The sequence below is a fragment of the Azospirillum sp. Marseille-Q6669 genome, from assembly GCF_965111635.1.
The window spans coordinates 945301-962283 of sequence record NZ_CBCOOP010000001.1 but is presented as its reverse complement, the minus strand read 5'-3'; the positions used below and the strand labels follow the sequence as shown (position 1 = coordinate 962283).

Annotated in this window: 19 protein-coding genes; 14 read left to right on the top strand and 5 right to left on the bottom strand. The window is 67.9% G+C overall.

The genetic code is table 11. The annotated features are described in order from the left end of the window. Positions 1 to 151: 151 nt before the first annotated feature. A complete protein-coding gene (locus ACWPXE_RS04080; protein ID WP_454016793.1) occupies positions 152 to 1027 on the bottom strand; it encodes a ChbG/HpnK family deacetylase in 876 nt (291 codons plus the stop codon). A gap of 48 nt (positions 1028 to 1075) precedes the next feature. On the opposite strand from ACWPXE_RS04080, the gene hutI reads away from it, so the two are divergent. The 4 genes from hutI to hutU are packed head-to-tail and all read left to right on the top strand — an operon-like array spanning position 1076 to position 4750. Continuing rightward, entirely contained in the window at positions 1076 to 2290 is a 1215-nt protein-coding gene (hutI, locus tag ACWPXE_RS04075) for an imidazolonepropionase (protein WP_454016792.1), read from the top strand. A 45-nt stretch (positions 2291 to 2335) separates the two neighbouring features. Then, the gene (locus tag ACWPXE_RS04070; protein WP_237906267.1) at positions 2336 to 2584 is read left to right on the top strand and encodes a hypothetical protein; all 249 of its coding nucleotides are present in this window, start codon (positions 2336 to 2338) and stop codon (positions 2582 to 2584) included. Then, positions 2581 to 3006 carry a type II toxin-antitoxin system VapC family toxin gene (locus ACWPXE_RS04065; protein WP_454016791.1) on the top strand — a complete coding sequence of 142 codons (426 nt, stop codon included), beginning with the start codon at positions 2581 to 2583 and terminating at the stop codon, positions 3004 to 3006. The genes ACWPXE_RS04070 and ACWPXE_RS04065 overlap by 4 nt, the downstream gene beginning before the upstream one ends. 43 nt (positions 3007 to 3049) lie before the next feature. Beyond that, a complete protein-coding gene (hutU, locus tag ACWPXE_RS04060; protein ID WP_454016790.1) occupies positions 3050 to 4750 on the top strand; it encodes a urocanate hydratase in 1701 nt (566 codons plus the stop codon). On the opposite strand, the gene ACWPXE_RS04055 is transcribed toward hutU, so the two are convergent. Together ACWPXE_RS04055 and ACWPXE_RS04050 are read right to left on the bottom strand one after the other, a co-directional pair. Continuing rightward, positions 4728 to 5684: a DMT family transporter gene (locus tag ACWPXE_RS04055; protein ID WP_454016789.1), complete on the bottom strand. Its 957-nt coding sequence runs from the start codon at positions 5682 to 5684 to the stop codon at positions 4728 to 4730. The two genes, hutU and ACWPXE_RS04055, sit on opposite strands and share 23 nt — an antisense overlap. A 29-nt stretch (positions 5685 to 5713) precedes the next feature. Then, the gene (locus ACWPXE_RS04050; protein ID WP_454016788.1) at positions 5714 to 6511 is read right to left on the bottom strand and encodes a helix-turn-helix transcriptional regulator; all 798 of its coding nucleotides are present in this window, start codon (positions 6509 to 6511) and stop codon (positions 5714 to 5716) included. 113 nt (positions 6512 to 6624) lie between these two features. Between ACWPXE_RS04050 and ACWPXE_RS04045 the strand changes: the two genes are divergently transcribed. Then, positions 6625 to 7389, top strand: a complete 765-nt coding sequence (locus tag ACWPXE_RS04045; protein WP_149168110.1) for a class I SAM-dependent methyltransferase — start codon at positions 6625 to 6627, stop codon at positions 7387 to 7389. 56 nt (positions 7390 to 7445) lie between these two features. Here the strand turns inward: ACWPXE_RS04045 and ACWPXE_RS04040 are convergent, their stop codons facing one another. Further along, the gene (locus ACWPXE_RS04040) at positions 7446 to 7841 is read right to left on the bottom strand and encodes a hypothetical protein (protein WP_454016787.1); all 396 of its coding nucleotides are present in this window, start codon (positions 7839 to 7841) and stop codon (positions 7446 to 7448) included. Positions 7842 to 8059: 218 nt separating this feature from the next. Between ACWPXE_RS04040 and ACWPXE_RS04035 the strand changes: the two genes are divergently transcribed. From ACWPXE_RS04035 to ACWPXE_RS04010, 6 genes are all read left to right on the top strand, one after another. Next, the gene (locus ACWPXE_RS04035) at positions 8060 to 8530 is read left to right on the top strand and encodes an N-acetyltransferase family protein (RefSeq protein WP_454016786.1); all 471 of its coding nucleotides are present in this window, start codon (positions 8060 to 8062) and stop codon (positions 8528 to 8530) included. Between the two features lie 136 nt (positions 8531 to 8666). Then, the gene (locus ACWPXE_RS04030; RefSeq protein WP_454016785.1) at positions 8667 to 10268 is read left to right on the top strand and encodes an ABC transporter substrate-binding protein; all 1602 of its coding nucleotides are present in this window, start codon (positions 8667 to 8669) and stop codon (positions 10266 to 10268) included. Positions 10269 to 10399: 131 nt separating this feature from the next. Further along, positions 10400 to 11410, top strand: a complete 1011-nt coding sequence (locus tag ACWPXE_RS04025; RefSeq protein WP_035679052.1) for an ABC transporter permease subunit — start codon at positions 10400 to 10402, stop codon at positions 11408 to 11410. An 8-nt stretch (positions 11411 to 11418) separates the two neighbouring features. Further along, on the top strand, positions 11419 to 12345 hold the full coding sequence (locus ACWPXE_RS04020; protein WP_454016784.1) for an ABC transporter permease subunit: 927 nt from the start codon (positions 11419 to 11421) through the stop codon (positions 12343 to 12345). Between the two features lie 8 nt (positions 12346 to 12353). Then, entirely contained in the window at positions 12354 to 13343 is a 990-nt protein-coding gene (locus ACWPXE_RS04015; protein WP_114860939.1) for an ABC transporter ATP-binding protein, read from the top strand. Then, positions 13343 to 14347 carry a peptide ABC transporter ATP-binding protein gene (locus ACWPXE_RS04010; protein ID WP_454016783.1) on the top strand — a complete coding sequence of 335 codons (1005 nt, stop codon included), beginning with the start codon at positions 13343 to 13345 and terminating at the stop codon, positions 14345 to 14347. The genes ACWPXE_RS04015 and ACWPXE_RS04010 overlap by 1 nt, the downstream gene beginning before the upstream one ends. 25 nt (positions 14348 to 14372) lie before the next feature. Here ACWPXE_RS04010 and ACWPXE_RS04005 read toward each other — a convergent pair whose 3' ends face one another. Continuing rightward, positions 14373 to 14666, bottom strand: coding sequence for a DUF3072 domain-containing protein (locus ACWPXE_RS04005; protein ID WP_454016782.1), 294 nt, complete (start codon positions 14664 to 14666; stop codon positions 14373 to 14375). Positions 14667 to 14844: 178 nt separating this feature from the next. Here ACWPXE_RS04005 and ACWPXE_RS04000 point away from each other — a divergent pair, with 178 nt between their 5' ends. The 3 genes from ACWPXE_RS04000 to ACWPXE_RS03990 all read left to right on the top strand — a co-directional run bounded on the left by ACWPXE_RS04000 (position 14845) and on the right by ACWPXE_RS03990 (position 16962). Further along, the gene (locus ACWPXE_RS04000; protein ID WP_454016781.1) at positions 14845 to 15255 is read left to right on the top strand and encodes a bacteriohemerythrin; all 411 of its coding nucleotides are present in this window, start codon (positions 14845 to 14847) and stop codon (positions 15253 to 15255) included. Between the two features lie 421 nt (positions 15256 to 15676). Continuing rightward, positions 15677 to 16330 (top strand): hypothetical protein, encoded by a 654-nt coding sequence (locus ACWPXE_RS03995; RefSeq protein ID WP_454016780.1) that lies wholly within the window; start codon positions 15677 to 15679, stop codon positions 16328 to 16330. Beyond that, the gene (locus ACWPXE_RS03990; RefSeq protein WP_237906256.1) at positions 16327 to 16962 is read left to right on the top strand and encodes a hypothetical protein; all 636 of its coding nucleotides are present in this window, start codon (positions 16327 to 16329) and stop codon (positions 16960 to 16962) included. Before ACWPXE_RS03995 ends, ACWPXE_RS03990 begins: the two co-directional genes overlap by 4 nt. The last annotated feature ends 21 nt before the right edge of the window (positions 16963 to 16983 follow it).

The window sequence follows — 16983 nt, the reverse complement described above, 5'->3', positions numbered from 1 at the left end:
CTTACCGAGGGGATTTTGTTGTTCGTCTCTTCTCCAGGAAGAGCCCCCTCGATCCGGCCATGTCGTAATGATGGTAGGGGCGAACAATCGCGACGGTCAAGAATGACCGGCGGAACTATACCGCCGGGGGGCGGAGAAGCGGGAGGTTGTATCAGGGCGCCGGGAACTCGGCGAAGCGGGCGAGTCGGATGCTTCGCTCGCCAAGCAGGGCGGCGAAGGCCGGGCTTCTCAGATAGTCGTGCTCCACCTTGCGTTGGTCCACCAGCGGGTCGGCGCGGCGCAGGGCTTCGTCCGGGATGCCGGGATGGACCATCACCAGCAGCCTCCCGGCGGGACGGTCGAGAAAGCGCGCCATCAGATCGGGGAAAGGCTGGCGTCCGGAGAAGTCGTAGACACCGGCGAAGCGGTCGTTGGCGGGGATGCCGCGCGCCCGCGCCAGCCGCGCCAGCCCACCGCCGAGCCCGCGGATCAGCAAGGTCTTCGGCACCGCCACGCCGCGGCGCAGGACGGCACCCACCGGCTCCCCGCACAGGCGGACATAGGCGCCGGGCAGGGTGGCCAGGGCGTCGGCCACCGCCTCGCGCACGGTGGGAAGCTGGTGGACGTGCTGGTGGCCGTCGATGTAGGCGGGCGGTCCGCCCCAGGCCGCGGCGTAGGCGTCGAGCTGGCGGGCCAGCTCCTCCCGGATTTCCTTGGGATCGAGGCCGCCGCTGTAGGCCAGTTTCATCAACCGCCCCAGCGGCGGCAGCTTTCCGTCCGGGGCCAGCTTAGGCAGGGAACCCAGCGGCGGCTGGTCGGTCAGGGTGAAATGCAGCCCGACGTCGGCTTTGCCGGCCAGTTCCTTCAAGGGCGCCGCGCCCTCCGCCCAATAGGGGCACAGCGTCATGGCCGAGGTCGCCGTCAGGCGTCCGGCGGCGATGAGGTCGCGGATGGCCTCGTTGACGCCCGGCGACAAGCCGTAGTCATCGGCGCAGAGCAGGACCGGATGCGCGGAACGCGGGGCTGGTGTGGTGTCGGTGTCGGGCATGGCGATGTAAGGTGGGATGGAAAGCGGCGGGAAGCCGGGGAGGGGATGATGGAGTGGGACAGCCTGTGGTTCAACGGTCATGCGGCCACGATGGCTCCGGGAGGAGTCGTGCGGGACGTGGTGATCGCCGTGAAGGACGGGCGGATCGCCTGGATCGGCGCCGCCAAGGACCGCCCCGCCGGTCGCGCCGCCGAGGAGCATGACCTGGGCGGGCGCTGGGTCACGCCGGGGCTGATCGACTGCCACACCCATCTGGTCTTCGGCGGCAACCGCGCCCGCGAGTTCGAGATGCGGCTGGAGGGCGCGACCTACGAGGAGATATCGCGCGCCGGGGGGGGCATCGCCTCGACCGTCGCCGCCACCCGCGCCGCCGACGAGGACAGCCTGTTCGCCAGCGCCGCCGTGCGCCTGCAGCCGCTGCTGGCCGAGGGCGTGACGGTGGTGGAGGTGAAGTCCGGCTACGGCCTCGACCTCGCCACGGAGCGGCGGATGCTGCGCGCGGCGCGAGCGCTGGGTGAGCGCTTCCCCGTCACGGTGCGGACGACCGGGCTGGCCGCCCACGCGCTGCCTCCAGAGTTCGCCGGGCGGGCGGATGACTACATCGCGTTGGTCTGCGACGAGATCCTGCCCACCCTGGCCGCGGAGGGGCTGCTCGACGCGGTCGACGCCTTCTGCGAACGGATCGCCTTCTCGCCGGAGCAGACGGCGCGCGTGTTCGACACCGCGCGGCGGCTCGGCCTACCGGTGAAGCTGCACGCCGACCAGCTCTCGGACGGCGGCGGGGCCGCGCTGTCCGCGCGCTACAAGGCGCTGTCCGCCGACCATGTGGAGCACACCGGCGAGGAGGGCGCGCGGGCGATGGCCGCGGCGGGCACGGTGGCGGTGCTGCTGCCCGGCGCCTTCTACACGCTGCGCGAGACCAAGCTGCCGCCCATCGAGCTGTTCCGGCGCCATGGCGTGCCGATGGCGGTGTCCACCGACTGCAACCCCGGCACCTCGCCCGCCGTGTCGCTGCTGCTGATGCTGAACATGGCCTGCACCCTGTTCCGCCTGACCCCGCAGGAGGCGCTGGCCGGAGTCACCCGCAACGCCGCCCGGGCGCTGGGCATGGCCGCCACCCATGGCACGCTGGAGCCCGGCAAGGCCGCCGATCTGGCGGTGTGGGACGTCGGCGACCCAGCGGAGCTGTGCTACTGGCTGGGCGCCAACCCCTGCGCCGCGGTGGTGCGGGGCGGGCGGCTGGTGCGGGGCGGTCTGGAGTGACGTTGCCGACGTGATGGCGTACTCTGAACCCGTCTGGAGGGCGCGATGGGGAAGATCGTTCTTGAGGATGTTGAGGAAGGCACGCTGGACCGCCTGAAGGCGCTTGCGAGCAGCGCCGGGCGGACGCCGGAGGAGGAGGCGAAACTGCTGTTGGCAGGCGCCTTGGCGCGCGAAGCCGGCGAGCAGGCGCGCCGTCACGACCTGCTGGAGCGGATGCGGCGGACCGCGGCCATGACGCCGCCGGGATTTCACGTCGATATGACCGATCTCATTCGCGAGGACCGCGACCGGTGAAAGTCGTCGATGCCAACGTCGCCATGAGGTGGTCGATCCAGGACGGTTACACGTCCTTGGCTCAAGCTCTCGTCAGCGGTGGGGGAATGCTCGTCGCCCCCGATCTGGTGGTGCCGGAAGTGACGAACGCTTTGTGGAAGATGCGCCGGTCCGGCCTCATCAGCGAGGAGCAGGCGGACCGGGCGTTGGCGGAAATCCCGCAAGCTTACACGATGCTTGTGCCGATGTCGGGGTTGATCCGACGGGCCTTCTCCATTGCCGTGGCCCTCGATCATCCGGCCTACGACTGCTTTTATCTGGCGCTGGCCGAGGAACTCGGCGCGCCGCTCGTCACGCTGGACAAGCGCCTGCACTCCCGCACCCGCTCCACCCCTTGGGAAGCGTTGACCGTTGTGCTCGGCGGCGGCACTGTTCCCGTCTGAAAACAACAAACGCATCAAGCAAAATTCGAGAGGGACGAGTCACATGTCCGACACCAAGCCGCCGGCCGCGCAGCCGGCCAACCGCCGCGTCATCCGGGCGCCGCACGGCACGGAACTGTCCGCCAAGTCCTGGCTGACCGAGGCGCCGCTGCGCATGCTGATGAACAACCTCGACCCCGACGTCGCGGAGAACCCGGACGAGTTGGTGGTCTATGGCGGCATCGGACGGGCGGCGCGGAACTGGGATTGTTTCGACGCCATCGTGGCGTCGCTGAAGACCCTGAACGAGGACGAGACGCTGCTGGTCCAGTCGGGCAAGCCGGTCGGCGTCTTCCGCACTCACGCGGACGCGCCGCGTGTGCTGATCGCCAACTCCAACCTCGTGCCGCACTGGGCGACCTGGGACCATTTCCGGGAGCTGGATGCCAAGGGCCTGATGATGTACGGCCAGATGACCGCCGGGTCCTGGATCTACATCGGCAGCCAGGGCATCGTCCAGGGCACCTACGAAACTTTCGTGGAGGTCGGGCGGCGGCATTACGGCGGCGACCTGAAGGGCCGCTGGATTCTGACCGGCGGGCTGGGCGGCATGGGCGGCGCGCAGCCGCTGGCCGCGACCATGGCCGGGGCGTCCATGCTGGCCGTTGAATGCTCCGCCCGCAGCATCGAGCGGCGGCTTGAGACCAAGTATCTCGACCGCTCGGCCACCAGCCTCGACGAGGCGATGGCGATCCTGTGGGAGGCCCAGGCCGCCGGCAAGGCGGTGTCGGTCGGTCTGCTCGGCAACGCCGCGGAGGTGTTCCCGGAACTGGTGCGGCGTGCCAAGGCCGACCCGCGCTTCCGGCCCGACGCGGTGACCGACCAGACCAGCGCCCACGACCCGCTGAACGGCTATTTGCCCGCCGGCTGGACGATGGAGGAGGCCGAGACGAAGCGCCGCACCGACCCGGCGGCGGTGGTCGCGGCGGCCAAGGCGTCGATGGCGACCCATGTCCGCGCCATGCTGGACTTCCACGCCATGGGCGTGCCGACGCTGGACTACGGCAACAACATCCGTCAGGTCGCCAAGGACGAGGGGGTGGCCGACGCCTTCGCCTTCCCCGGCTTCGTGCCGGCCTACATCCGGCCGCTGTTCTGCCGCGGCATCGGTCCCTTCCGCTGGGCCGCCCTGTCCGGCGATCCGGAGGACATCTACCGCACCGACGCCAAGGTGAAGGAGTTGATCCCCGACAACCCGCACCTGCACAACTGGCTGGACATGGCGCGCGAGCGCATCCGCTTCCAAGGCCTGCCGGCGCGCATCTGCTGGGTGGGTCTGGGCGACCGGGCGCGGCTCGGCCTCGCCTTCAACGAGATGGTGGCCAAGGGCGAGCTGAAGGCCCCCATCGTCATCGGGCGCGACCATCTGGACAGCGGCTCCGTCGCCAGCCCGAACCGCGAGACGGAAGGAATGATCGACGGGTCGGACGCGGTGTCCGACTGGCCGCTGCTGAACGCGCTGCTGAACTGCGCCTCGGGGGCAACCTGGGTGTCGCTGCACCATGGCGGCGGCGTCGGCATGGGCTTCAGCCAGCATTCCGGCATGGTCATCGTCGCCGACGGGACGGACGCCGCGGCCAAGCGGCTGGAGCGTGTGCTGACCAACGATCCGGGCACCGGCGTGATGCGCCACGCCGACGCCGGCTACGACATCGCCAAGGACTGCGCGAAGGAGCAGGGGCTCACGCTTCCGATGATCCGCTGACGGGTTTGGCGGGGGCGGGCTTGCCGGGGGTGGCGCGCGGCGGCAGGGTCGCCAGCGCCACCCCCGGCAGCACCAGCAGGACGCCCAGCAGGTGGAACATTTGGAACTGCTCGCCCAGCAGCGCCCAGGCCGCCACCGCCGCCCACAGCGGCATGACGTAGAGCGAGGTGCCGGCCCGCGCCGGACCCATCAGGTTGATCGTCTTCTGGTAGGTCAGGAAGGCCAGGACGGAGGCGAACAGCGCCACGCCGGCGATGCGGATGGCGGCGTCCAGGCTCAGCGGGACGGGGCGCAGGGCCAGCGTCTCCCACGCGTAGAAGGGGGCGAGCACGACGACACCGGCCAGCGCGTTCGCCGCGAACACCGTCACCACCGGCAGCGAACTGCGGGTCTGGCGCAGCAGCACCGTGTAGACCGCCCAGGTCGCCGACCCCACCAGAATCAGCAGGTCGCCGGCGTTGAAGGACAGATGCAGCAGCGCCTGCGCGTCGCCGCGGGTCAGGATGACCAGCACGCCGGCCATGGCGACGGCGATTCCCGCGGCCTGCCGCGGCGTCACCTTCTCGCGCAGCCACAGTGCGGCGATCATCAGGATGATGACCGGGCTGGTCGCGTAGATGAGGGCGGCGTTGGTCGCGCTGGTGCGCTCCAGCCCCATGTAGACGACGGCGCCGCACACGCCCTGGGCCAGGGCCCCCAGCAGAAGGAAGCGCTTCCACGAGGCGCGCAGGACGTGGCGGTGCTGGATCAGGCCGGGCAGGGCCAGCGGCAGGATCATCAGGAAGGCCAGCACCCAGCGCCAGAAGGCCAGCCCGACCGGCGGCACGATGGCGGCCGCGGCCCGTCCGATCACCACGTTGGAGGCGAAGAAGGCCGAGGAGAGCAGATACAGGGCATAGGCTGTGAAGACGGCGTTGCGCGGCTGGCGGTCCATGGGGCGTCCGGAGCGTATCAGTGGGCGTCTTACGGAGCCTGCGGCCCCAGCAGCATCACCAGCTTGTAGTCGGATCGTCCGGCGGGGCACAACGTCACTTGTTCGTAGACCAGCGTCCCGTCCTGGGGATGGGTGAAGCCGCGGGTGCCGCCCTCCCGCTCCAGCACGCCCTGGTCTTCCCACAGGCGGGCGAAACGGGGGGAATCGGCGCGCAGGCCGTCGACAAGGGCGGCCACCTCCGTGTCCCCGGCGCGGCGGGCGGTGTCGGCGCGGAACTCGGCGAGCAGCCGGCGGGCGCGGTCCTCCCAGTCGGCGATGAAGCCCCGCGCGGTCGGGTCGAGGAAGACGTAGCGCAGCAGGTTCCGCTCCGCCCCGCCCAGCCAGCCGGAAAAGAGATGCGCCGCAGGGGCGTTCCAGCCGCGGGCGTTCCAGACGCGGTCGAGCAGATAGGCCGGCGCCGCCATCGACTCCAGAGCCGCGAGCAGCGGAGCCGGCGGCTGGTCCGATCCGTCCGTCGCGTCGGCGTTGGGATCGCGCTTGCGCGACAGTTCGAACAGATAGGCGCGCTCTGCCGCGGTCAGCCGCAGCGCGCCGGCGATGCGCCCCAGCGCCTGCGGGGAGACGGAGACCTCGCGCCCCTGTTCCAGCCAGGTGTACCAGGTCGGGCTGAGGCCGCAGAGCTGGGCGGCCTCCTCCCGCCGCAGGCCGGGCGTGCGGCGGCGGGCGGAGCCGGTCTGTGGGATGCCGGCCTCCACCGGGGTCAGCCGCTCCCGGTGGGCGCGCAGGAAGGCGCCCAGCCGGTGCCGGGCATCGTCGTCGGAACTCATGGTGGCAGCGCTTATACCAGGATAAGCGCTTGCCTTGTACCCGTTTGCCGGACGGCCGATGCTGGGCCATCGCAACGAACACGCCCCAACAAACACCAACGGGAACCGCCACCATGACCAACAGCCACCATGGCGTCGTCGCCGCACAATACGGCCAGCGCGCCGACGCCTATGTGACCAGCGCCGTCCACGCGTCGGGAGCCGACCTGGACCAGATCGAGGATGCGCTGCGCGGGAGGAACGCCGGCCGCGTGCTGGATCTCGGCTGCGGCGGCGGCCATGTCGCCTACCGCGCCGCCCCCCACGCCGGCGAGGTGGTGGCGGTGGACGTCACCGCCCCGATGCTGGAGGCGGTGGCCCACAACGCGGCGGAGCGCGGCCTGACCAACATCACCACCACCCAGGCCCCCGCCGAGCGTCTGCCCTTCCCGGACGGCCATTTCGACGTGGTGCTGAGCCGCTTCAGCGCCCATCACTGGCTGAACGCCGAGGCCGGGCTGCGCGAGGCGCGGCGGGTGCTGGCCCCCGGCGGGCGGGCGGTCTTCGTCGACATCGTGTCGCCGGGGCACCCGCTGCTGGACACCCATCTCCAGGCGGTGGAGCTGCTGCGCGACACCTCGCACGTCCGCAACTACAGTGCCGCGGAATGGATGGCCGCGCTGTCGCGCGCCGGCTTCGCGGTGACCGGCCTGACGCCGCGCCGCCTGCGCATGGAGTTCGCCGTCTGGACCGCCCGCACCTCCACCCCGGAGTTGCGCGCCCAGGCCATCCGCGCCCTCCAGGACCTCGCCTCCGACGAGGTGCGCCGCCACTTCGACATCCTGGAGGACGGCAGCTTTCTCCTGGACAGCCTGACCATCGAAGCGGAGGCTTGCTGACTATTGACGCAATGGCAGAGGGATAATGGCGATAGGGAGTGATTCCCTCTGCAAGATCACTGCTTGTTTCTGGAAAAATCCATTTCAGCCTGCATGTCGAAACGTTGCAACGCTTCTTTGGTTTTCTGTCCACCGCATGTTTCTTGAGCAAGAAATTCCGATACGGCTTTGTCAATCGCGGCGTAGTGCTCTGCCATCGTCTTATCAACGCGATCGCGGCCCCATTCCGGATTCATTTGTTTGAGGCGAAGGGCCGCATGAGTGGAGACGATCTGGTAGTTCTCTAAAAATTTTGTGAGTTTCGCTTTGTCGGGCTTCACACATTTGCTGGCAAGTGAATTGGAAACTGAGAACTGTTGCCATATTGTGAGGATGTCGGGGCCTTGAGCTTGAGCCATTGCCGGAGCGACCGACAGCAACATCCCGCAAGCCAGGGCGATCATGGGGCGCATGCTGTATCCACTGATGTGCATCATTGAACTTTTATAACCGGAAATTGATAGGGTTTATAGGCCTTCTCGGTTTCGGCTTCATCTGAATTCATATCCCTCACGATTGTAGGGAGTGCGGTGAAAGGGGCAGTCGGGTCTACGGATCGAAGCAAGGTGTTTCGGATCACAAACTTCCCAAGTACGATTGCCTCGCGAAACGTGAGCGGAGGTGTCGGGACATGACCGACATTCGTGTGCGTAAGGCTGGGCTTGCCGACGCGGGTGTGGTCACCGGGTTCGTGGCGGCGCTGCTGTCGGAACTGTCCGCCGGGCAGAACGACACGCCGCGCGCCGTGATGCTGGCCGTCGCCGAATCCCTGCTGGACGGCGCCGGCGATTCGTACACGGTTTTCCTGGCGGAGGACGCGGCGGGCCGCCCGCTCGGCGTCGCGACGCTGTCGGAGGGCGTCTGCATCTCCACGTTGGGCCGGTTCGGGACGATCCGTGAATTGTACGTGAAATCGGAGTCGCGCTCCGCCGGGGTGGGGCGGGTGCTGATCCGGGCCGTTCTGGACCACGGCCGCCGCCATCGCTGGTCGCGGGTGGAGGTGGGGGCGCCCTCCGCCACGGACTGGCCGGATTCCCTGCGATTCTATAAGCGCGAAGGCTTCACGGAGATCGGGCCGCGCCTGAAGTTCCGCTTGGCCTGACGCCTCCCGTGGAGCTTGCGTGATGCGGCTTGGTTGCGTGTTGACAGACGATTCGGCCACGCGCCAAATGAACCCGCATCACCGGCCGCCGAAAAGAACGGGCGGCCATTCGACCGAACACGGGAGGTTGTTAGGAATGAAGCGCATCCTGCTGGGTGCCGGGCTCGGCGTTGCCGCCACCTTGGCGCTTGCTGCGCCGGCCCAGGCCGCCAAGACCCTCGTCTATTGCTCCGAGGGCAGCCCTGAAAACTTCAACCCGATGGTCAACACGACCGGAACGAGCTTCGACGTCTCGCTGCCCGTGTACAACAACCTCGTGCAGTTCGAGTACGGCGGCACCAAGGTGGTCCCCGGCCTCGCCGAGAAGTGGGAGGTGTCGGAGGACGGGCTGACCTACACGTTCCACCTGCGCAAGGGCGTGAAGTGGCACAGCAACAACGACTTCAAGCCGACCCGCGACGCCAACGCGGACGACGTTCTGTGGTCGTTCAACCGTCAGTGGAAGAAGGATCACCCCTTCCACAAGGTGTCCGGCGGCGCCTATGACTACTTCAACGACATGGCGATGCCGGACCTGCTGAAGTCGATCGAGAAGGTCGACGATTACACGGTCAAGTTCACGCTGAACAAGGTCGAGGCGCCCTTCATCGCCAATCTGGCGATGCCCTTCGCGCCCATCCAGTCCGCCGAATACGCCGAGGCCTTGCAGAAGAAGAACCAGATCGACAAGATCGATCAGGCGCCGATCGGCACCGGTCCGTTCCAGTTCGTTGCCTACCAGAAGGACGCGGTCATCCGCTACAAGGCGTTCGAGCCCTATTGGGGCGGCAAGGCGCAGCTCGACAACCTCGTCTTCGCCATCACGCCCGACGCCGCCGTCCGCTACGCCAAGCTGAAGGCCGGCGAGTGCCACATCGTGCCGTACCCGAACCCGGCCGATCTGGACGCGATGAAGAAGGACACCGCCATCACCCTGATGGAGCAGGAAGGCCTGAACGTCGGCTATCTCGCCTTCAACGTCACCAAGAAGCCCTTCGACGACGTGCGCGTCCGCCGCGCGCTGAACATGGCCATCGACAAGAAGGCCGTGGTCGACGCGGTGTACCAGGGCGCCGGCGTCCCGGCGAAGAACCCGATCCCGCCGACCATGTGGTCGTACAACAAGGAGATCGAGGACTACCCGTACGATCCGGAGCGCGCCAAGAAGCTGCTGGCCGAGGCCGGCTTCCCGGACGGTTTCGAGACCGACCTGTGGGCCATGCCGGTGCAGCGCCCGTACAACCCCAACGCCAAGCGCATGGCCGAGATGATGCAGGCGGACCTCGCCAAGGTCGGCATCAAGGCCAAGGTCGTGCAGTACGAGTGGGGCGAGTACCGCAAGCGTCTCCAGGCCGGCGAGCACCAGATGGGCATGCTGGGCTGGACCGGCGACAACGGCGATCCCGACAACTTCCTGCATGTCCTGCTCGGCTGCGAGGCCGCGCGTGCCGGCGGGTCGAACATCGCCAAGTGGTGCTACAAGGAGTTCGACGACCTCGTCGTGCAGGCCAAGCGCACCACCGACATCGCCGCCCGCACCAAGCTGTACGAGCAGGCGCAGGTGATCTTCAAGGAAGAGGCCCCGTGGCTGACCGTCGCGCATTCGGTCGTGCACATGGCGCTGAGCAAGAATGTGGTCGATTACAAGATGGACCCGTTCGGCATCCATCGCTTCTACGGCGTCGATTTGAAACAATAAACTCAGCGTAGCAAGCGGCTTTACAAAGCGGTGGCCGGGGCATTAAACCCCCGGCTTCCCTTTGCGGATGCAGAGGTAAAAAGGGGGCCGCGGCCCCCTTGCTTTCGTTTCGAGCCCCCGGTGACGATCCGATGCTACGCTTCATCCTGACGCGGGTGAGCCTGGTGATTCCGACCTTTCTCGGCGTCACCTTCCTGACCTTCCTTCTGATCCGCCTTGTCCCCGGCGACCCCATCGAGGTGCGCGTCGGCGAGCGCGGGATCCCCCCCGAACGGCTTCTCGAACTGCGACACGAACTGGGGCTCGACCGGCCCCTGTGGCACCAGTTCCTCGACTACATCGGCGGCGTCCTCCAGGGCGACCTCGGCGTGTCGCTGGTGACGCGCAATTCGGTGTTCAGCGAATTCGTGACGCTGTTCCCGGCGACGCTGGAACTGGCAGCGCTGGCCATGCTGTTCGCCACGGTGGTCGGCCTGCCCGCGGGAATCATCGCGGCGGTGCGGCGCGGTTCGATCTTCGACCATGGCGTGATGGGCATCAGCCTGACCGGCTATTCCATGCCGATCTTCTGGTGGGGCCTGCTGCTGATCCTGTTCTTCTCGGTGGGGCTGGGCTGGACCCCGGTGTCCGGGCGGCTCGACCTGCTCTATTACGTGGAGCCGGTGACCGGCTTCATGCTGATCGACACGCTGATGGCCGGCGAATACGGCGCCTTCTGGTCGGCGCTGCATCACCTCATCCTGCCGATGATCGTTCTCGGCACCGTTCCGCTGGCCGTCGTGGCGCGCATGACGCGCTCCGCCATGCTGGAGGTGCTGGGCGAGGACTACATCCGCACCGCCAAGGCCAAGGGGTTGGCGGGCAAGCGGGTGATCGGCATGCACGCCCTGCGCAACGCGCTGATCCCCGTGGTCACCGTGATCGGCCTCCAGGTGGGCACGCTGCTGGGCGGCGCGATCCTGACCGAAACCATCTTCTCCTGGCCCGGCGTGGGCAAGTGGCTGATCGAGAGCATCAACCGCCGCGACTATCCGGCGCTCCAGGGCGGGGTGCTGCTGATCGCGACGACGGTGATGACCGTGAACCTGCTGGTGGACGTTCTCTATGGCGTCCTGAACCCGCGCATCCGCCATTCGCGGTGAGGTGAGCCATGACGACTCCTACGACGACGGGCGTTCCGGAGACTCTTCCGGCCGCTTCTCCGCCGGTTTCCCAGCCGCCGCACCCGCTGGTCGAGTTCTGGTACCATTTCCGGCAGAACAAGGGGGCCATGGCCGGCCTCGCCGTGATCCTGCTGATCGCCGTGGTCGCGCTGTTAGCCGAGCTGGTGGCGCCGCACGATCCCAACATCCAGTACCGCGACGCCATCCTGGTGCCGCCGGTCTGGCAGGAGGGCGGGCGCTGGGCCTTCCTCCTCGGCACCGACGACATCGGGCGCGACATGCTGTCGCGCCTGATCTTCGGCGCGCGGCTGTCGATGATGATCGGCCTGATCGTCGTCACGCTGTCGCTGGCGGTCGGGCTGGCGCTGGGCATGGTCGCCGGCTTCTTCGGCGGCGTCACCGACGCGCTGGTCATGCGCTTCATGGACATCCTGCTGTCGCTGCCCAGCCTTCTGCTGGCCGTGGTGGTGGCGGCGATCCTCGGGCCGGGGCTGGTCAACGCCATGCTGGCCGTGTCCATCGTGGTCATCCCGCACTACGCCCGCCTGACCCGCGCTGCCGTGATGGCGGAGACGAACAAGGATTACGTCGTCGCCTCCCGCGTGGCGGGGGCCGGGCCGCTGCGGCTGATGCTGGTGGTGATCCTGCCGAACTGCGTGGCGCCGCTGATCGTCCAGGCGACGCTCGGCTTCTCCACGGCGATCCTGGACGCCGCGGCGCTGGGCTTCCTCGGCCTCGGCGCGCAGCCGCCGACGCCGGAGTGGGGCACCATGCTGGCCTCCTCCCTCCAGTTCCTCCAGCGCGCCCCCTGGGTCGTCACCTGGCCCGGCGTGGCCATCCTGGTGACGGTGCTGGCCTTCAACCTGCTGGGCGACGGGCTGCGTGACGCGCTCGACCCCAAGCTGAAACGCTGATACCCATCATGCCTCTTCTCGACATCAAGAACCTGTCCGTCGAGTTCACCACGCGCGCCGGCACCTTCCGCGCCGTGGACGGGATCGACCTTACCGTGGACGAGGGCGAGGTGGTGGGCATCGTCGGCGAGTCCGGGTCCGGCAAGTCCGTGACCTCGCTCGCCGTGATGGGCCTGCTCGGCTCCAACGGCACGGTGGTCGCCGACCGCATGCAGTTCGGCGGCAAGGACCTGCTGGCGATGAGCCCGTCGCAGCGCCGGAAGATCACCGGCAAGGACGTGGCCATGGTCTTCCAGGAGCCGATGACCAGCCTGAACCCCTGCTTCACCGTCGGTTTCCAGATCATGGAGACGCTGAAGGTGCATGAGGGGCTGTCCGGCAAGGCGCTGCGCAACCGCGCCATCGAATTGCTGGAGCAGGTCGGCATCCCGGCCCCGGAAAGCCGCCTGTCGGCCTTCCCGCACCAGCTCTCCGGCGGCATGAACCAGCGCGTGATGATCGCCATCGCCATCGCCTGCAACCCGCGCCTGCTGGTCGCGGACGAGCCGACGACGGCGCTGGACGTGACCATCCAGAAGCAGATCCTCGACCTGCTCGTCCGCCTCCAGAAGGAGCGGGGCATGGCACTGATCCTCATCACCCACGACATGGGCGTGGTGGCGGAGACGGCGCAGCGGGTGGTCGTCATGTACGCCGGGCAGGTCGCCGAGACGCGTCCGGTGGACGCCCTGTTCAAGGCGCCGCGCCACCCCTACACCGGCGCGCTGCTCGACGCGCTGCCGGAGCGGGCGCTGGGCAAGCGCCGGCTGCCGACCATCCCCGGCGTGGTGCCGGGCATCGGCGACCGGCCGCAGGGTTGTCTGTTCAACCCGCGCTGCCGCTTCGCCACCGACCGCTGCCGCATCGAGCGGCCGGCCCTGTTCGACGTGGACGCCGGCAAGGCGCGCTGCTTCTATCCGCTGGCCGACGCTCCGGTCGGCGCCGGGGAGGTTCTGTGATGACCGACATCCTCACCGACGTCATGCCGGCCACCGGCCCGGTGGTCTTGGAAGCCATCCACCTGCGCAAGCACTATGCGGTGAAGCGCGGTGCCTTCAAGCCGGCGGCCACCGTCAAGGCGCTGGACGGCGTGTCCTTCCAGCTCGAAGCCGGGAAGACGCTGGCGGTGGTCGGCGAGTCCGGCTGCGGCAAGTCCACGCTGGCGCGCTCCGTCACGATGATCGAGCCGCCGTCCTCGGGCCAGCTTCTCTATGATGGGCGCGACGTGGTCGGGCGCACCGCGTCGGAGATGAAGGAGCTTCGGCGCACCGTCCAGATGGTGTTCCAGAACCCCTACGGATCGCTGAACCCGCGCAAGACCGTGGGGTCCATCCTGTCGGAGCCGCTGGTCATCAACACCCCGATGGGCAAGCAGGAGCGGCGGGAGCGGGCCGTCGCCATGATGGCGAAGGTCGGGCTGCGCCCCGATCAGGTCGACCGTTACCCGCATATGTTCTCCGGCGGCCAGCGCCAGCGCATCGCCATCGCGCGCGCGCTGATGCTGAACCCGCGGGTGGTGGTGGCGGACGAGCCGGTGTCGGCGCTCGACGTGTCGATCCAGGCGCAGGTGCTCAACCTGATGATGGACCTGCAGGAGGAGTTGAACCTCGCCTACCTGTTCATCTCCCACGATCTCAGCGTGGTGCGGCACATCGCCGACGCGGTCATGGTGATGTATCTGGGCCGTCCGGTGGAGCACGGGCCGAAGGACGTGGTCTACTCCCGCCCGCGTCACCCCTACACCCGCATCCTGATGGCCGCCACGCCGCGGGTGAACCCGGCGCTGCGGGCGGAGCGGGTGATCCCGAAGGGCGAGCTGCCCTCGCCGCTGAACCCGCCGCCGGGCTGCCCCTTCCACAAGCGCTGCCCTTACGCGACGGAGCGCTGCGCGACCGAGGTGCCGGCGCTGCGCCCCGTGGACGAGCGGCTGGTCGCCTGCCACTTCGCGGAAGAGATGGCCTGAGGTCCGGGAGCCGCGGCGTCTGCCGTCAGGCGCCGCGGCCCGTCTTTTCCTGAAGAGCGTCGATGCGTTTGGAGGCTTCGGCCTTCGTCAGATCCCCGTCGAAGCCTTCGCCGGCCTCCTCGCTGAGCGTCTTCAGGTAGGAGGCCTGCGCGCCGGTCATCGGCTCGTCCCCCGTTGTCCAGTCGTCCGGGTCCTTCTCGCGGTTCGAATGGTCGGCGCCCCCGGCGTCCACGGTTTTCGGATTGCGACCCGGATTCGGCGCGTCTCCGCTATGGGACTGCGGGCGATGATCACGGTCGTTGTCACGCTTCTCGTTCATGAAATGTTCCTTTCTGCTGGAAACGTCTGTCGAACAGCCGCATGCGGGATTGGTTCCCAACGTTGACTTCCGGGGGTTCGCCGACCGTTGAAGCGCCATACGGAAGACGTTACCCTTTCGCACGCTGGGGTTATCTTCGGCCGGTGAGGTGTGGTCCAGCGCGAAGGGACGGAACGAAATGCCGCTGATGATGTGGAACGAGAAGCTGAGTGTCGGGATCGCGCAGTTCGACGAGGAGCACAAGCAACTGGTCGCCCTGGTCAACGAGCTGTTCGACGCTGTCCAGGCGGGGCGCAGCAAGGAGGCGCTGGGCGGCATTCTCGACAGCCTCGTCGCCTACACCAAGTCCCACTTCACCCATGAGGAGGAGCATTTCGCCCGCCTCGGCTATCCGGACCGCGACGCCCACAAGGCGGAACACGACGCGCTGGCCAGTCAGGTGCTCGAGGTGCAGCGCAAGTACCACGCCGGCGTCACCGCCACGCTGAGCATGGAGGTGATGAACTTCCTGAAGAGCTGGCTCATCAAGCACATCCAGGGTACCGACAAGAAGTACGGCCCCTTCCTGAAGGAAAAGGGCGTGGCGTAAAGGGCCATTTCCGTAAGGACGATTGCCGGGACCGAACGCCCCGGGGCGCTCCCTTTTTCTCTCCCGCCACAGGGCTTTCGCCGTCCGTGACGCGCGTCAACCCGGCAGGTCCGTCGCCGGGGGTCGGGAACTCTTGGCCGGGGCCGGGGTTCATGAGGTGACGGATGACTCCAGTATGGCTCCGTCGTCGCGCAATTCCGGCGAAGGTGCGCCGATGAACCGATGGCCGACACGGAGCCGTCCCGCCACCAGCGCCCAAGCCAACGGTGCCGGCGCCCCTAGCGCATGCCGCCGCACATTCGTCTTCCGCTCTCCCGATCCCGCCATCACCGCCCGGCTTCCCGCGGCGCCGCCGTTACGCGCCATCGCCGTCTGAACATGACGATCCGGAGACACACGCAACCGTCACAGGGTCAAAACCATGGAAGAACAGTGGCTGCTCAAGGCGAAATTCGTCGCTTTCAATTTGACGATTTCGGCGTTCGTCTTCGTCCTCTATGCGCAGGGGTGGCTGGACCGGGTCCTGACCGGGCACATCGCCGTGGCGACCGCGATCATCGGGATCGTCTTCCTGGTCGGCTTGGTGATGTCGGCCTATCGGGTGTGGAAGATCGGCGGTGAGCTGGATCGGGCCAAGCTCGGCGGCGGGCGGCTGATGAAGGTCGAAAGCGAGCGAGCCCTGGAAATCCGCCTGTTCTCGCGGATCTCGCATCTTCAACACATCGCCAACGCGCTGGGCATGCTCGGCCTGATCGGCACCGCCTGGGGCTTCAGCCTGTTCGCCGCGAACATCACCCCGGACATGGTGGGCAACGCCGCGTCGGCCGGCGCCATGGTGACCACGCTGGCGAGCGGTCTGGGCGTGGCGATCTACGCCACGATGCTCGGCGGCGCCCTGTGCCTGTGGACCACCTGCAACCTCCAGCTCCTGCGCGGGGCGACGGCCTCGCTGTGCGCGCTGATCATGGACGAGGCCCACGCCCGCTCGCGGCTTGCTCCGCGGACGGGGACGCCGGACTTCGCCGCGCCGCAAGCGGCCCCCTACGGCGCCCTGGGCGGCGAGGCCACACCATGAACGATTTCCTGGGCGAGGACCAAACCGGTGTGCTCGTCGCGCGGGACCTGCTGACGCTGCTGCTGTGCGGTTTCGTGGCCTGCGCGGTCCTGGCGGTCCCCTTCATCAACGAGGCCAAGAAGACCGAGGCCAACCAGCAGAACGAGTCCTCCTCGTCCGCCGCCGCGGGCATGGAGCCGCCGGGAAACGTCATCATCGAGGCGCGCTGGGACGACAAGCTGCGCAGCGACGTCGATCTGTGGGTGCAGGCGCCGGGGGACGTGCCGGTCGGTTACTCGAACAAGTCGGGGCTGATCTTCAACCTGCTGCGCGACGATCTGGGAGCCTACGCCGATCCCACCGAGATCAATTTCGAAACCTCCTATTCGCGCGGCATTCCTCCGGGGGAATACACCGTCAACGTGCATATGTTCCGCAACCTGGAGAATGTGTTTCCCATCTGGGTCCGGGTGGTCGCCCGCGTCAAGGCGGAGCATGAATCGGGGGCCGCCACTGTAGCCGCAACGCGCGTCCGGCTGGACCACGAAGGGCAGGAGATCACCGCCTTCCGCTTCAACCTGAGCGAGCGAGGCGAGCTGGTGCCGGGGTCCTTGAACGCCGTGTTCAAGCCGCTGCGCTCGGCGAAAAATTGACCCGTCGGATCGAGAGTGCGC

Bases quoted from the DNA above. Each gene is read 5' to 3' on its own strand.
- hutU (WP_454016790.1), top strand. From the start codon at position 3,050: ATGTCCGACACCAAGCCGCCGGCCGCGCAGCCGGCCAACCGCCGCGTC.
- ACWPXE_RS04020 (WP_454016784.1), top strand. From the start codon at position 11,419: ATGACGACTCCTACGACGACGGGCGTTCCGGAGACTCTTCCGGCCGCT.
- ACWPXE_RS04010 (WP_454016783.1), top strand. From the start codon at position 13,343: ATGACCGACATCCTCACCGACGTCATGCCGGCCACCGGCCCGGTGGTC.
- ACWPXE_RS04055 (WP_454016789.1), bottom strand. From the start codon at position 5,684: ATGGACCGCCAGCCGCGCAACGCCGTCTTCACAGCCTATGCCCTGTAT.
- ACWPXE_RS04000 (WP_454016781.1), top strand. From the start codon at position 14,845: ATGCCGCTGATGATGTGGAACGAGAAGCTGAGTGTCGGGATCGCGCAG.
- ACWPXE_RS04050 (WP_454016788.1), bottom strand. From the start codon at position 6,511: ATGAGTTCCGACGACGATGCCCGGCACCGGCTGGGCGCCTTCCTGCGC.
- ACWPXE_RS03995 (WP_454016780.1), top strand. From the start codon at position 15,677: ATGGAAGAACAGTGGCTGCTCAAGGCGAAATTCGTCGCTTTCAATTTG.
- ACWPXE_RS04025 (WP_035679052.1), top strand. From the start codon at position 10,400: ATGCTACGCTTCATCCTGACGCGGGTGAGCCTGGTGATTCCGACCTTT.
- ACWPXE_RS04015 (WP_114860939.1), top strand. From the start codon at position 12,354: ATGCCTCTTCTCGACATCAAGAACCTGTCCGTCGAGTTCACCACGCGC.
- ACWPXE_RS04030 (WP_454016785.1), top strand. From the start codon at position 8,667: ATGAAGCGCATCCTGCTGGGTGCCGGGCTCGGCGTTGCCGCCACCTTG.
- ACWPXE_RS04070 (WP_237906267.1), top strand. From the start codon at position 2,336: ATGGGGAAGATCGTTCTTGAGGATGTTGAGGAAGGCACGCTGGACCGC.
- ACWPXE_RS04080 (WP_454016793.1), bottom strand. From the start codon at position 1,027: ATGCCCGACACCGACACCACACCAGCCCCGCGTTCCGCGCATCCGGTC.
- ACWPXE_RS04035 (WP_454016786.1), top strand. From the start codon at position 8,060: ATGACCGACATTCGTGTGCGTAAGGCTGGGCTTGCCGACGCGGGTGTG.
- ACWPXE_RS04045 (WP_149168110.1), top strand. From the start codon at position 6,625: ATGACCAACAGCCACCATGGCGTCGTCGCCGCACAATACGGCCAGCGC.
- ACWPXE_RS03990 (WP_237906256.1), top strand. From the start codon at position 16,327: ATGAACGATTTCCTGGGCGAGGACCAAACCGGTGTGCTCGTCGCGCGG.
- ACWPXE_RS04040 (WP_454016787.1), bottom strand. From the start codon at position 7,841: ATGCGCCCCATGATCGCCCTGGCTTGCGGGATGTTGCTGTCGGTCGCT.
- hutI (WP_454016792.1), top strand. From the start codon at position 1,076: ATGGAGTGGGACAGCCTGTGGTTCAACGGTCATGCGGCCACGATGGCT.
- ACWPXE_RS04005 (WP_454016782.1), bottom strand. From the start codon at position 14,666: ATGAACGAGAAGCGTGACAACGACCGTGATCATCGCCCGCAGTCCCAT.